This window comes from Nocardia sp. NPDC056541, from assembly GCF_042794235.1.
Taxonomy (GTDB): domain Bacteria; phylum Actinomycetota; class Actinomycetes; order Mycobacteriales; family Mycobacteriaceae; genus Nocardia.
On sequence record NZ_JBHTUD010000013.1, the window covers coordinates 166,415 to 180,149 of the forward strand.

15 protein-coding genes are annotated in these 13,735 nt (G+C 67.6%); 4 read left to right on the top strand and 11 right to left on the bottom strand.

Annotated features, from left to right (window positions below; translation table 11 throughout):
• Positions 1-25 precede the first annotated feature (25 nt).
• From ACFQ9R_RS23310 to ACFQ9R_RS23320, 3 genes are read right to left on the bottom strand one after another with little or no spacing between them, the layout of a single operon-like run.
• Complete coding sequence (locus ACFQ9R_RS23310) at positions 26-676, bottom strand: GNAT family protein (RefSeq protein WP_358109313.1); 651 nt, start codon at positions 674-676, stop codon at positions 26-28.
• A 12-nt stretch (positions 677-688) separates the two neighbouring features.
• Positions 689-1,948 carry a gephyrin-like molybdotransferase Glp gene (gene glp / locus ACFQ9R_RS23315; RefSeq protein WP_378993248.1) on the bottom strand — a complete coding sequence of 420 codons (1,260 nt, stop codon included), beginning with the start codon at positions 1,946-1,948 and terminating at the stop codon, positions 689-691.
• A 39-nt stretch (positions 1,949-1,987) separates the two neighbouring features.
• Entirely contained in the window at positions 1,988-2,914 is a 927-nt protein-coding gene (locus ACFQ9R_RS23320; protein WP_378993251.1) for a UTP--glucose-1-phosphate uridylyltransferase, read from the bottom strand.
• Between the two features lie 150 nt (positions 2,915-3,064).
• On the opposite strand from ACFQ9R_RS23320, the gene ACFQ9R_RS23325 reads away from it, so the two are divergent.
• The 4 genes from ACFQ9R_RS23325 to mscL all read left to right on the top strand — a co-directional run bounded on the left by ACFQ9R_RS23325 (position 3,065) and on the right by mscL (position 5,407).
• Positions 3,065-3,664 (top strand): 5-formyltetrahydrofolate cyclo-ligase, encoded by a 600-nt coding sequence (locus ACFQ9R_RS23325; protein WP_378993329.1) that lies wholly within the window; start codon positions 3,065-3,067, stop codon positions 3,662-3,664.
• 71 nt (positions 3,665-3,735) lie between these two features.
• Positions 3,736-4,053: an FmdB family zinc ribbon protein gene (locus ACFQ9R_RS23330; protein ID WP_378993253.1), complete on the top strand. Its 318-nt coding sequence runs from the start codon at positions 3,736-3,738 to the stop codon at positions 4,051-4,053.
• Between the two features lie 90 nt (positions 4,054-4,143).
• Complete coding sequence (locus ACFQ9R_RS23335; RefSeq protein ID WP_378993255.1) at positions 4,144-4,812, top strand: SAF domain-containing protein; 669 nt, start codon at positions 4,144-4,146, stop codon at positions 4,810-4,812.
• Positions 4,813-4,960: 148 nt separating this feature from the next.
• Positions 4,961-5,407: a large conductance mechanosensitive channel protein MscL gene (gene mscL / locus ACFQ9R_RS23340; RefSeq protein WP_378993257.1), complete on the top strand. Its 447-nt coding sequence runs from the start codon at positions 4,961-4,963 to the stop codon at positions 5,405-5,407.
• 73 nt (positions 5,408-5,480) lie between these two features.
• Here mscL and ACFQ9R_RS23345 read toward each other — a convergent pair whose 3' ends face one another.
• The 8 genes from ACFQ9R_RS23345 to ACFQ9R_RS23380 form a co-directional block, all read right to left on the bottom strand.
• Positions 5,481-6,137: an MspA family porin gene (locus ACFQ9R_RS23345; protein ID WP_378993258.1), complete on the bottom strand. Its 657-nt coding sequence runs from the start codon at positions 6,135-6,137 to the stop codon at positions 5,481-5,483.
• Positions 6,138-6,198: 61 nt separating this feature from the next.
• Complete coding sequence (locus ACFQ9R_RS23350; RefSeq protein WP_378993259.1) at positions 6,199-6,867, bottom strand: MspA family porin; 669 nt, start codon at positions 6,865-6,867, stop codon at positions 6,199-6,201.
• A 344-nt stretch (positions 6,868-7,211) separates the two neighbouring features.
• Entirely contained in the window at positions 7,212-7,871 is a 660-nt protein-coding gene (locus ACFQ9R_RS23355; protein WP_378993260.1) for an MspA family porin, read from the bottom strand.
• A 66-nt stretch (positions 7,872-7,937) separates the two neighbouring features.
• A complete protein-coding gene (locus ACFQ9R_RS23360; protein WP_378993261.1) occupies positions 7,938-8,618 on the bottom strand; it encodes an MspA family porin in 681 nt (226 codons plus the stop codon).
• Positions 8,619-9,360: 742 nt separating this feature from the next.
• Positions 9,361-9,903: a MogA/MoaB family molybdenum cofactor biosynthesis protein gene (locus ACFQ9R_RS23365; RefSeq protein WP_194826720.1), complete on the bottom strand. Its 543-nt coding sequence runs from the start codon at positions 9,901-9,903 to the stop codon at positions 9,361-9,363.
• Complete coding sequence (locus tag ACFQ9R_RS23370; RefSeq protein ID WP_378993263.1) at positions 9,903-11,390, bottom strand: trypsin-like peptidase domain-containing protein; 1,488 nt, start codon at positions 11,388-11,390, stop codon at positions 9,903-9,905. Before ACFQ9R_RS23370 ends, ACFQ9R_RS23365 begins: the two co-directional genes overlap by 1 nt.
• A gap of 93 nt (positions 11,391-11,483) precedes the next feature.
• Positions 11,484-12,938 (bottom strand): ATP-binding protein, encoded by a 1,455-nt coding sequence (locus ACFQ9R_RS23375; RefSeq protein WP_378993264.1) that lies wholly within the window; start codon positions 12,936-12,938, stop codon positions 11,484-11,486.
• 9 nt (positions 12,939-12,947) lie between these two features.
• A complete protein-coding gene (locus ACFQ9R_RS23380; protein ID WP_358071318.1) occupies positions 12,948-13,634 on the bottom strand; it encodes a response regulator transcription factor in 687 nt (228 codons plus the stop codon).
• Positions 13,635-13,735 lie beyond the last annotated feature (101 nt).

Here is a 13,735-nt window from a genome sequence, read left to right on the forward strand (position 1 = left end):
ACCTGCCACATGAGTAACAGAAATTTCACGGCAGCGCCGCCCGACCCTCCCTGACCAGGCGATCCACCACAGTGCCCATAACCTCTTCGACGGTCAGCCCGACCAGAAGATGATCGCGCCACGCACCGTCGACATCGAGGTAGCGGCGCAGCAGGCCCTCTTCCCGGAAACCGACATTGCGCAGAACCGCCTGGCTGGCATGGTTTTCCGGTCGCACGGTCGCCTCGACGCGATGCAGACCGACCGGCCCGAAGCAGTGGTCGAGCCCGAGCGCGAGCGCGGCCGTCGCCACACCCTGGCCGCCGAGATCCTTGGCCACCCAGTACCCGATCCAGCCCGACCGCAGCGCCCCGCGCACGATATTGCCGATGGTCAGCTGACCGCTGAACTGCCCGTCGACCTCGATGACCAGCGGGATCATCGCCCCGCGCCGGGCCTCGGCCTTCAAACTCGTCCACAGCGACGGCCAGTTGGACGCGTGATTGCGCGCCTCCCAGCTGCCGCGCCCGGTCGGCTCCCAGCGCTCCAGGTGGTCACGGTCGCGCAGCCGGATCCGGCTCCACGCGGCGGCATCGCGAAAGCGCACCGGCCGCAGCGTCACCCTGCCGCCTGCCACCATCACCGGACCGAGCCGGGCGGGCCAGCCGGGATGCTGTCCGGCCCGGAATACGTTCATGGAGTCCACTGGTCAGCCGCGCTGCGCCAAGAACGCGACCTGCACTTCGTCACCGGTACGGAAATCGGTGTCGTCGGGTTCCACCACGATCAGGCTGTTGGCCTCGGCGAGGGTCGCCAGCAGGTGCGAGGAGCCCGCGTTGCTGTTGCCGAGCGGCTGCACCAGATAGTCACCGGTTGCCTCGTCGCGCAGCAGTTGCGCGCGCAGATAGCCCTTGCGGCCCGGCATCGAGGTGATGGGAGTGATGGTGCGCGCGCTCACGATCCGCCGCATCGGCTGACGACGGCCGAGCGCGATCCGGATCAGCGGACGGACCATCACCTCGAACACCACCAGCGCGCTCACCGGATTCGCGGGCAACAGGAAGGTGGGCACCTCGTCGCGCCCGAGCCGTCCGAAACCCTGCACCGAGCCCGGGTGCATCGCCACCCGGTCGACCTCCAGCTCGCCGAGCCCGTCGAGGGCCTCGCGTACCTGATCCGAGGCCCAGCCGCCGACCGCACCCGCGATCACCACGACCTCCGAGCGCACCAGCTGGCCTTCGACCACATCGCGGAGCCGGCGCGGATCGGCGCTCACGATGCCGACCCGGTTCACATCGGCGCCCGCGTCGCGCGCGGCCGCGGCCAGCGCATAGGAGTTCACGTCGTAGACCTGCCCGGGGCCCGGGGTGCGGTCGATGTCGATCAGCTCGCCGCCGATCGAGATCACCGACAGCCGGGGGCGCGGGTGCACGAGCACCTTGTCCTGGCCGACCGCGGCGAGCAGCCCCACCTGGGCCGCGCCGATGATCGTGCCCGCGCGCACGGCCACGTCACCGGGCTGCACGTCGTCGCCGACGCGACGCACGTAGTCGCCCGAGCGAACCGGCTCGAAAACCTTGATCCTGGCCCGCCCACCATCGGTGAAGTCGACCGGCAGCACCGCGTCGGCCAGGGTCGGCATCGGTGCGCCGGTATCGACCCGCACGGTCTGGCGCGGCTGCAACCGGATGGGCTGACGCGAACCGGCCACCACTTCACCGACCACCGGCAGGGTGAGGTCGATCAGCTCGCCCTCCTCGTCGCGCACATCGACGCCCGCGGCGGTGACATCGACGCTGCGCACCGCGTATCCGTCGATGGCGGCCTGATCGAAGCCGGGCAGCGGCCGTTCGGTGACGATGTCTTCCGCGCAGAGCAAACCCTGGGCTTCGGATATCGCCACCCGGACCGGCCGGGGTGCGACCGCAGCCGCGGTGACCTTGATCAGCTGATCCTCAACCGAGCGCATCGAGCTCCTGAATCTATGGCGGCGGCGTATCTACCGCGTTTAGGCGACGGGCGACTGTGGATCCCACTCCGGGCTGAGCCGGAACTTCAGCCACTCGCGCAACTGCGGGCCGTATTCGTCCCGCTCGAGGGCGAAATCCACAGCAGCTCGAAGATAACCGCCCGGGTTGCCCAAGTCGTGGCGCGACCCACGGTGGACCACCACATGCACCGGATGACCCTCGGCGATCAACAGCGCGATGGCGTCGGTGAGCTGCAGTTCCCCGCCCGCGCCCGGCGTGATCCGGCGCAGTGCGTCGAAGATCACCCGGTCGAGCAGATAGCGACCGGCGGCGGCCAGGGTCGACGGCGCGTCGGCGAGATCGGGCTTCTCGACCATGCCCTTCACGCGCAGCACGTCGGTCTCGGCATTGTCGGCGCATTCCTCGACATCGAAGACGCCGTAGGCGCTGACCTGGGACTTCGGCACATCGATGGCACACAGCACCGAACCGCCACGCTCACGGCGCACCCGGCTCATCGTCTCGAGCACGCCACACGGCAGCACCAGATCGTCGGGCAGCAGGACTGCGACGGCCAGTTCGTCGTCATCGAGCACGGCTTCGGCCTGGGCAACCGCGTGGCCGAGGCCGAGCGGTTCCTCCTGCACGACCGAGGTCACGTCGAGCAGGCCCGGCGCCTTGCGCACCTTCTCGAGCAGCGCGAACTTTCCGCGCTCGGCCAGGGTGCTCTCCAGCACCAGGTCTTCGACGAAGTGGGCGACCACGCCGTCCTTGCCCGGCGAGGTCACGATCACCAGGCGGTCGGCGCCGGAATCGGCGGCTTCCGCGGCGACCAGCTCGATGCCAGGGGTGTCGACTACCGGCAGCAATTCCTTGGGCACCGTCTTGGTGGCAGGCAGAAATCGCGTCCCGAGTCCGGCCGCGGGTACCACCGCAGTGCGGAAACCGGAAGTCTTGTCTGTCATGCGCATACCCTATCCATTCAGTGCCGTCCGATCGCCTCTCCGCGACGATCCGGCGTCGGCAAGAGCTTAGGCGTCCGCCGTCGGCTCGGCCGTGCGCGCAAGACATCGGATCGACGCGCGCCTGTGCAGACTATGGTGGTCGCTGTGGATATGCCCGGTGAGCGCACCAAATATGCGTGGCGCGGCGAGATCCTGGCCACTCGCGCACAGGTGGGCTCCGCCGAACACGCCGTCGACGCGGCGGCGCTCGCCGCCTCGGCAGCGGGGCTGGCCACCGACGATGACATCGTGTGCGCCTACGTTCCGGTCCGCGGCGAACCCGGCGATCTACGCATGCTCGACGCGCTGCGCGAGCGGGGCGCCACGGTGTTGCTGCCGGTGACCGGCGAGCCGGGTCCGCTGAGCTGGGCGCGCTACGAGGGCGCGGATTCACTGCGCAAGGCCCGCTACGGCCTGCTCGAACCGGCCGGCGAGACCTTGCCCCCCTCGGTGGTGGCCGACGCCGCGACGATCCTGGTTCCGGCCCTCGCCGTCGATCGGCGCGGGGTACGGCTCGGACGCGGTGCCGGGTACTACGACCGCACGCTGGGCGCCGCGCGGGCGGACGTCCGCCTCATCGCTGTTGTCCGGGATAATGAACTGGTCGACCGGCTTCCCGAGGAACCGCACGATCGGCGAATGGGCTGGGTGCTCACCCCAGGCGGTGGACTGGAACAGCTGGGCCGCGACCTCCCCGTTTCGCCGGAATGAAACGGCGATTCGCGACGTTGGCAGTGTCGGCGGTAGAGTGCTAGATCGACGAGAGACTTGCGGAGGATCCTGTGCCAACTTATTCGTACGCGTGCACCGAGTGTGACAACCGCTTCGACATCGTTCAGTCCTTCTCCGACGACACACTGACGGTATGCCCGCAGTGCTCCGGGAAGCTGCGCAAGCTGTTCAACTCGGTCGGCATCGTGTTCAAGGGCAGCGGTTTCTACCGCACCGACAGCCGTGGCGGCGCGTCCACCGCGAGCGAACCGGCGAAGACCTCGTCCGAGAGCACCAGCAGCAACGGGTCGAGCGGCAGCGGATCCGGCGGCAACGGAGATTCGTCGTCGAGCGCGTCGACCAGCTCCACTCCGGCCGCCGCCAGCTGACTTTTCGGCAGTTGTCCACAGCCCCGCGGTTATCCACAGGCGGGGCTTTCAGCGACTTTGCCGCAGGCCCGCGGCTCTACGCTTTCGCCCATGACTCGCAGTCTCGCCGATCTGGGACGTGGCAGCTCCTGGCGTTTCGCCCTCGGTAATCGTCCGGCCTGGGCCGACGCGTTGCTCGTCCGCCGGATCGCCGCCGCCGTTCTCGCCGTAGCCGCCGTCGTGCTGTTCGTGCGTGGCGACCCCGGTGGAGCCAGGGTCGCGGTGGTGGTCGCCGCCCGCGATCTCGCGCCCGGCCGGTTACTCACCGTCGACGATCTGCGTGTGGACCATCACGAATCGCGTTCGCTGCCAAGAGGTTCCGTCAGCGAAACCGCTCCCCTGCTCGGCGCGACGCTGACCGGCGCCATGCATGCCGGGGAGACCTTCACCGATCTGCGCGTCGTCGGCCCCCGGTTGGCCGCCGCGGCCGCGGGCAGCACCGATGCGCGGATCGTGCCGATCCGGCTGGCCGATGCCGCGGTGGCTGATGTGTTGCGGGCGGGCGACCGGGTCGATGTCGTCGGCGTGGAGGATGCCGGCGCGCCAGGTGCCACCAAGCCCGCGCGGACGCTGGCCACCGACGCCGCGGTGGTACTCGTCACCGCGACGGGTGATCGGCGCGGCGCGGAACGGGTGGTCCTGCTCGCGCTGGATACCGCATACGCCGCCGCCGTGGCCGGTGCGTCGCTGCGGACGGCACTGACTGTCGTCTTCCACTGACGCCTCGCCGGTCGCCCCACGGTGTAGTTCGCGAGAAATTTGCCCGAACTCTCGTTAGCATCACACAGGAACCAAGCACACCGTTTCGCAGCATTCGATATGGAGCGCAGCGCCCCGGGCCGGCTCCTGTACGAAGGAGACATCGGCAATGCTCAAAGGTTTCAGAGACTTCCTACTCCGCGGCAACGTGGTCGACCTGGCGGTCGCCGTCGTCATCGGCACAGCGTTCGTCGCGATCGTCACCGCGTTCAGCGAGGGAATCATCAATCCTTTGCTCGCGCTGTTCGGCGGATCGAACGAGATGGGGCTGGGCTTCCAGCTCGTCGCGGACAAGCCGGCCACCTTCATCGAGATCGGGCCGATCATCACCGCGGCGATCAACTTCCTGCTGGTCGCCTTGATCCTGTACTTCATCCTGGTGGTGCCCGCGACCAGGATGAAGAAGCGGTTCTCCCAGGCCGACGAGGAACTCACCGAGAACGAGCTCCTCATCCAGATCAGGGATCTGCTGGCCGAGCAGCGCGGTCGCTCGAACGGCAAACACGGCCTCCGGGCCGAGCCGGCGCAACACACCGACGGCGACAACGCCTACTGATTCCTCACTGCCACAACGAGTTCGGGTCCTGCACACCGCGGTGTGCAGGACCCGAACTCGTTGTTGTGTTCGCTCAGCCGAGGCTGAACGGCGCGCCCCAGAGGGTCACCCAGCTGATGACGTTGTCGGTCTCCACCTCGACACTCACGAAGGAACGAGCCTGGGCGTAACCACCACAGCCGGACAGGCCGATGGTCTCGTCGGCCCAGGTCACCGAGCCCGACCCACCCTTGAAGGCATTGCGGGTCTTGTGGGATTCGTTGCCGTAGTCGTCGGGCATTTCGAGATCGAGAACGTAGAAGGACTTCGCCTGGCCGGGTCCGACGGTGAGCTCGCCGCCGGTGTTCACCTCGCCGAAGCCCACGCCCTCCACCACCTCGGCTCCACTGTCTCCGAGCGCATCGCCGCCGGCGATGTTGACCTGGCAACCCACGGTGTAACCGGGGAAGATCTTGCCACCGCCATCACCGGACACCGAGACCTGCGCGCTACCGGAAACCCAGGCGTTGCGATGCGCCGGGGTGGACCCCATGGACGGATTGATATTGGCGGACTCGCCGACCAGGCTGATGTCCACGACAGTGCCGTCGGACAGCGTCTTGGTGATGTGGCCGCCCGGCAGCGGAACGAAGGTGTCGGCGTTCGCCGCACCCGTGGACAGCAAACCCAATGCCACGGTCGTCGCCGCCGCGAATCCGGCTACGCGCGCCATGCTCTTACGGTTGATCATCACAGTGACCCCTCGAGGGTGAATTCGTGTGAACGAGAAAGAGTTTCGATTCGGCCGATGATCAGCCGATGCTGAACGGCGCTCCGTACAGCGTGGTCTTGGAGTAGTGGTCACCGATGATCTCGACCACCGAGTAGGACCGGGCCTGTGCGTAGCCCGCGCAACCCTGGATATCTATCTCCGCGTCCTGGTATTCCACCGAATAGACGCCGGGCTTCAGAATGTCCTTGGCGTCGATCTGCACGAAGGCGACCTGACCAGGGCCGAGATGAAGGCCGATCGCACCACCGGCGGAGGCGCCGAGGGTCGATACTCCACCGGCCAATCCGGCAGCGATCGCGTCGTCACCGATGCTCACCTGGCAACCCACCATGTAACCCGTATTCAACTGCGAGGCACCATGCGTCGAAGAATTATTGGAACCGGAACGGTTCGTCGGTCCGTTGTACGGCCCGACCTCGCCCTCCGGCGTGACCTGCACATCGGCGCGAGCATTGCCCGACACCCACACGACACGACCGGCACCGTTGGCGGCCAGCGACGGGGATACCACGGCATGCTCGCCGGTGCGACTCAAAGTGACACCGGGGCCCAGCTTCTGGCCGTCCGGCAGCGGTACGAAGGTGTCCGCGTTGGCAGCACCGGCCGACAACAGGCCGATCGTCACGGCCACTGCGGCGCCCGCGCTCCACGCGCCGCGACGCCCGCGGTTGGTGCGGTTCTCGCTCATTCTTCCCCTCGAGGTATACGCAAATCCGACCTCGACCATCGAGGTCGATATCTGTGTTGCGCCCGGACCCAGCTGGGGTGTGTCACACAGGACAGGCACCGCTGGCAACAGGACAGATGCGCCCTGCCGGGAGGTGGATCGAGAAGCTGGTCGTCACCGGATCGGCGCGACTCTCAGCCGATCGGCGAACGAAAACGCAAGATGATTTCGACTGCCGGGGCAGTTGATTCGGGTTCAACATAGTGAGACTGACTCGTAATGTCCAGCGATACAAGGGTGAGCGCACAACAAAACGGGCCGGTCGCATAGCGACCGGCCCGTTTCGAATGCGGGATGCGAACAGATCAGCCGAGGCTGAACGGAGCGCCCCACAGGGTCACCCAGGAGATGACGTTGTCGGTCTCGACCTCGACGGACACGAAGGCACGCGCCTGCGCGTAGCCGGCGCAGCCGCTCAGGCCGATGGTGGTGTCGGACCAGGTCACCGAGCCGGAGCCGTTCTTGAACTTGTTGCTCTTGCTGTGCGATTCGCTGCCGAAGTCGTCGGCCTGCTCGCGGTCGAGAATGTAGAACGAGGACGACTGGCCGGGGCCGAGCGAGAGCTCGCCGCCGGTGGTGATGCCACCGGAGCCGTTGCCGTCCTGGTCGATCGCGGCTTCGCCGCCGCCGGAGACGCCGCCACCCGAGATGTTGACCTGGCAACCCACGGTGTAGCCCGGGTAGATCTTGCCGGAGCCGCCGTCGGAAACGGTGACCTGAGCGCTACCGGAGACCCACGAGTTGCGGTGCACCGGAGTGGAACCCATGGACGGGCTGATCAGGGCCGACTCACCGACAAGGGAGATGTCGACGACGGTGCCGTCGGACAGCGTCTTGGTGATGTGTCCACCCGGCAGGGGAACGAAGGTATCGGCATTGGCCGCGCCCGTCGAGAACAGGCCGACGGCCACGGTGGCCGCAGCGCTGACGCCCGCCACCTTCGCCATGAACTTACGGTTGATCATAGGATTTGTCCCTCGAGGATTGAGTTCGCCGCAGCGAGAAGAAGATTCGTGCCGGATCGAAGAACGTCAGCCGATGCTGAACGGCATGCCGTACAGGGTGGTCTTCGAGTAGTTGTCGCCGATGACCTCGACGACGGTGTACGCCCGGGCCTGCGCGTAGCCGGCGCAGCCCTGGATCTCGATTTCCGCGTCCTGGTAATCGATCGCGTAGGTACCGGCCTTCAGGATGTCCTTCGAGCTGATCTGCACGAACTTCACTTCACCGGGGCCGAGGTTGACGCCGATGGAGCCGCCCGCGGTCACGCCGCCGGTACTGATTCCGCCGGAGACACCGGCGCCGATGGCGTCATCGGCGATGCTCACCTGGCAACCGACGATGTAGCCGGTGTTCAGCTGGGAGGTGCCGTGCGTCGACGAGTTGTTCGAGCCGGGACGACCGGTCGGGCCGTTCCAGGGGCCGACCTCGCCCTCGGGGGTCTCGTTGACCTCGGCGACCGCGGTGCCCGAGACCCAGACGACGCGACCCGCGCCGTTGGCGGCCATCGACGGCGAGATCAGTGCGGACTCGTGGGTGCGGGTGATGGTCACGCCAGCAGGGCTGACCTTCTGGCCGTCCGGCAACGGCACGAAGGTATCGGCATTGGCGGCACCGGTCGACAGCAGGCCCAAGGCCACGGCGGCCGCGGCAGCGCCGACGCCCGCGGCACGGACGCCACGGCGCACACCGGTGGTGCGGTTCTCGCTCATACTTCCCCTCATCAGGTGTCTAACAGCCGGCTTCGACTTTCGAAGCCGGACAAATGGACCTCACAGGGCCCAGATCAGTGTGTCGCCCCTTTGTTGCCGTTACGTAACTAACTGTTATTTCGACGATACGGCCGGGGCCGGTGTGGCGAACCCGAGCCAGGGTTCCACCGGGTGGTTCAACGCACAGAGGTGGGAGTACTGCGGGGACCGATAGTTGGTGGCTCGATGGCGAACATTAAACGCCGTTACACGGATTCGGCAACGAAAGAGTTCGTAAATTTCACTGTGAAGCACGGCACACATTCGTACATCGCCACATGCCTTGACGTGCATTGATGCAGTCGCGAAGGCCCCTGTCATGACACCTTGACAGGAGATGGCCCCGGGTAACGATCTGGGTCGTCGAACGACAAAAGACCACGCTTTCGCGTGGTCTCGAGTATTTGTCCGCAGTGTGTGTTCATGCCGTAATCGGCAATTCCAAGGCGGCTTATTACGTAGCGGCTACGTAGATAACGGGCTGATCACCCGTGGTGCGGTGGAACTTGCGACCGTAACCAATCGTCGGTACCGGAGCCCCGTGATCGCTCGCCGCGTTCGTCGCCGGTGGTCTCCGGGAGAACGTCGCCGAAGATTCTCGCCAGTCGCGCCGCCTCGGCCGCTTTCCGTCGCAACTCCTCCGCCGCAGCCTGTTTCCGGCCCCGATCATCGGGGCCGGAAACTGCGTCGTGCGGGTCGGATGTCATTCGTCCAGACCGGACAATTCGCCGATCACCTTGCTGGCCAGCGGACCGAGGGTGGCCATGCCGTCGCGGACCGACGCGCGCGTGCCGGGCAGGTTCACCACCAGGGTGCTGCCGGAGATGCCTGCCACGCCGCGGGACAGACCGGCGTCGAGCGAGCCCGCCACCCGGCCGGACGCGCGCAATGCCTCGGTGATGCCGGGCAGTTCACGGTCGAGCACCTGGGTGGTGGCTTCGGGGGTGATGTCGCGCGGCGACATGCCGGTGCCGCCGACCGAGATCACCAGGTCGACGCCGCCGATCACCGCGGTGTTGAGCGCGTTGCGGATCTCGACCTCCTCGGCTTGCACCGTCACCGAGGCGTCGACGAGGAACCCGGCCTCGTTGAGCAATTCGGTGACGAGCGGGCCGAGCGAATCCACGCCGCCATGAGCCGTCCGATCGTCGACGACAACAACCAGTGCGCGCCCTGCCACGGGAGCATCGATGTCCATGGTCATCACCGTAGCGCCTACGCACGACAGGTTTGCGTTCGAACGCATCATCGGCCGCCTTCCGCCGCCGCGGCGGTGAGCGTGACCTCGACGGTCTTGGAGTTACCGCCCTGTTCGTCGGTGTAAGTCACCTTCACCTTGTCTCCTGGCTGGTGTGAGCGGACGGCGGCGATCAGCGCGTCGCCGGAGTCGATGGGGCGGTCGTCGAGGCGGGTGATGACGGCTCCCGCGGGGATGCCTGCCTTGGCGGCAGGGCCGTCGGGAGTGGCCTCGAGTACGCGTGCGGCGGTGTCCTGCGGGCGCAGTTTGATGCCGATCTGGGCGTAGGTGGCATGGCCGGTCTTGATCAGTTCGTCGGCGACCCGGCGCGCCTGATCCACCGGGATCGCGAAGCCGAGGCCGATCGAACCGCTCTGGGTGCCGCCCGCCGCCTCGCCGCCGAGGCTGGCGATGGCGGTGTTGATGCCGATCAGCTTGCCCTGTCCGTCGACCAGCGCGCCGCCGGAGTTGCCCGGGTTGATCGCCGCGTCGGTCTGGATCGCGTCGATCACCGGGTTCACCTGACTCGGCGTGCCCTCGCCGCTGGTCGAGACCGGTCGGTTGAGGGCCGAGACGATGCCGGTGGTGACCGTGCCCGCGAGGCCGAGCGGCGAGCCGATCGCGATCACCGGCTGACCCACGGCCAGACCGTCGGAGGTGCCGAGTTCGATCGGCGTGAGCCCGGTCTTGCCGCTGACCTTGATGACAGCCAGGTCGGAGACCGGATCCGCGCCGATCATCGTGGCGGGCGCGGTGCTGCCGTCGCTGAACACCACTTCCATCTTCGCCGAGGCACCCGCGCCCGCGGCGACGTGATTGTTGGTGAGGATCAAACCGTCCGTGGACAGCACCACCCCGGAACCCTCACCGGACGCGCGATTACCCGCGACCTTGATCATCACGACACTGGGCAACACCCGCTGCGCCACCGCCTGGGTGGACCCGGCGGGCGCGTTGGCGACGTTGTTGACCGCGGGCTTCGGCGCCTCGAGCGCATTGGTCACCGGCGCGGAACCCGAGTCGGTGGCGAGCACTCCGACGACACCACCGACACCACCGCTGACCAGAGCCAGCGCCGTCGCACCGGCGATCAGGCCGAGCCGCAGCGGCTTTCGCTGCGGAGCCGGCGCGGGACCGAACGCCTGGGGCTGCGCACCGTGCGACGGCTGACCCCCCTGCGACGGCGGGCCACCGAACGCCATGGGGGCGGTGTGCGGCGCGGGATTCCCGAAGGGCGCATGGTCGCTGTGGGCCTGCTGTCCGCCGTAGGGTGCCTGCCCGCCGAAGGGTGCAGGCTCGCCATGGGGCTGGTCGCTGTAGCGCGGCTGGTCGCCGAAGGGAGCCGGTCCGGCATGCTCGCCGTAGCGCGGCTGGTCGCCGAAGCCCGGCGCCTGCCCCTGGTGCCCGGCCGGTAGCCCCGACTCGGTGGGATGGCCCGTGTCGCCCGGTCCGGTAGCGGCGGGCCGGTCAGCGGGGTGCTGGGGATCGTCGGTCATGGTGTCTGTCTCCTCACGCTTGCTGACCAGCTTCCTGACGGCTACTGAGAGGCGCCTGAGATCGGACTATCAGTTCGCCGTGACTGACGGCGATCACCCGGCGTCGGACTCGTCGAGAACGATCGGCGCCTCCCCCGGCAACACGATGCGCACCAGCGCGCCGCCCCGATCGGAGGTGTCCACCGCGATGGTGCCGCCGTGTTTGGTCACCACCTGCTTGACGATGGCCAGCCCGAGTCCGGAACCGGGCATCGAGCGCGAGGCGGTCGTGCGGTAGAAGCGTTCGAAGACCAGTTCACGTTCGCCGGTGGGGATGCCGGGGCCCGCGTCGCCGACTGCCAGTTCGAGCAGTCCGGGGCCGGCCGGGCGCATGGTGATCCGCACGACCGCGTCGGGCGGACTCCACTTGGCCGCGTTGTCGAGGACGTTGAGGACGGCCCGTTCCAGCCCCGCCTCGTGCCCGTAGACGAACCAGGGCGCCAGATCGGCCACGAAGGTGATCCCCACCCGTCTGCGGCGCGCACGCTCGAGCGCACGCTCGGCCACCTCGCCGAGATCCACCCGCTCGTACACGGTTTCGGGGGCATCCTCACGGGCCAGGTCGACCAGGTCGCCGACCAGCGTCGACAGCTCACCGATCTGGGCAACCACATCGGCGCGCAATTCGGCCATGTCCTCGTCGGGCAGCCGGGGCGCGCCCGGCCTGCCCGAGGCGATGAGCAGCTCCATATTGGTGCGCAGCGAGGTGAGCGGCGTCCGCAGTTCGTGGCCCGCGTCGGCGACGAGCCGGCGCTGACGATCGCGTGATTCGGTCAGCGCCCGCAGCATCGTGTTGAAACTCTCGGTGAGTCTGGCCAATTCGTCGTCGCCGGTCACCGGGATCGGCGTCAGGTCGTCGGTGCGGGCGACGCGCTCGGTGGCCGCGGTGAGCCGGGCGATCGGGCGCAGACCGGTGCGGCCCACCGCGGTTCCGGCGGCGGCGGCGAGCACGACGCCGCACGCGCCGACCACGAACAGCAGCCACGCCAGCTGATCGAGCACCTCGCGGGTGCGGTAGAGCTTCTGCGAGATGATCAGCGTCGCGCCGCTGTGCGTACGCGCGGCGAGTACCCGCTGGTCACCGACGGTGCGCAGCGAGGAATTGATCTTGCCGTCGGCCACCGCGAGCTCCTGGGCGCCGACCGGTGGAATCGTCTGCTGGGGTGGCATATACGGCTTGTGACCGGCATAGATCAGCGCGACGCCGACATCGTTGGAGAACAGCCCGGCCAGCACGATCGACTGGAAACCGGCGGTCTCGAAATTGTTGTTGATCATCGTCGCCGCCCGGGCCTCGAGCTGGGCGTCGACGTCGGCGTAGAGCGCGCGCGCCACCATCGCGTAGGCGGCGATCGAGGTGACCGCGACCGCGATCAGCACCACCGACGCGGCCAGCAGGGTCACCCGCCAGCGCAGGGACACCGAGCGGGTGAGCGGGGTCGGCGGACGCATCTCGCTCGCGTCCAGCGGCCTGCCGAGAACGGCGACCGCAGGTTCCTTGTGTGCCATCTCGCCCGCCTACGGAGGGGTCTCGCGCAGCACGTAGCCGACGCCACGCACGGTGTGGATCAGTCGTTCCTCGCCGTCGGCCTCGGTCTTGCGGCGCAAATAGCCGATATAGACCTCCAGCGCGTTGCCGGAGGTCGGAAAGTCGTAGCCCCAGACCTCTTCGAGGATTCGTCCGCGAGTGAGCACTCGGCGCGGATTGGCCATCAACATCTCGAGCAACGAGAACTCGGTACGCGTCAGACTGATCGCGCGTTCGCCGCGCGAAACCTCGCGGGTGACCGGATCCAGCGACAAGTCAGCGAACACCATCGCCTCCGACGCTTCACCGGGATCGGGCGTTCGACGACGCAGCAACGCCCGTAAACGCGCCAGCAATTCCTCCAACGCGAAAGGTTTCGGCAAATAATCGTCGGCGCCCGCGTCGAGGCCGGCCACTCGTTCGGACACCGAATCGCGCGCGGTCAAAACGAGAATCGGCAGATCGTCGCCCGTACTGCGCAGCCTTCGGCACACTTCGAGGCCGTCCAGGCGCGGCATCATGACGTCGAGAACCAGCGCATCGGGCCTGGCCGCGGTCACTTTCTCGAGTGCGTCCAGACCGTCGACAGCGAGGTCGACGGTGTAGCCGTTGAAGCTCAGTGACCGGCGCAGTGATTCCCGCACCGCGCGATCGTCGTCGACTACCAGAATGCGCATGTGCTGTAGTTTGCCGTGACCGACTGAGAACGTACTGAGAGGCCTCGGCGCGCCGAACGTCGTGTTCTCGCCGGAGGTATGTTGTAGGTCTTGACAAACCC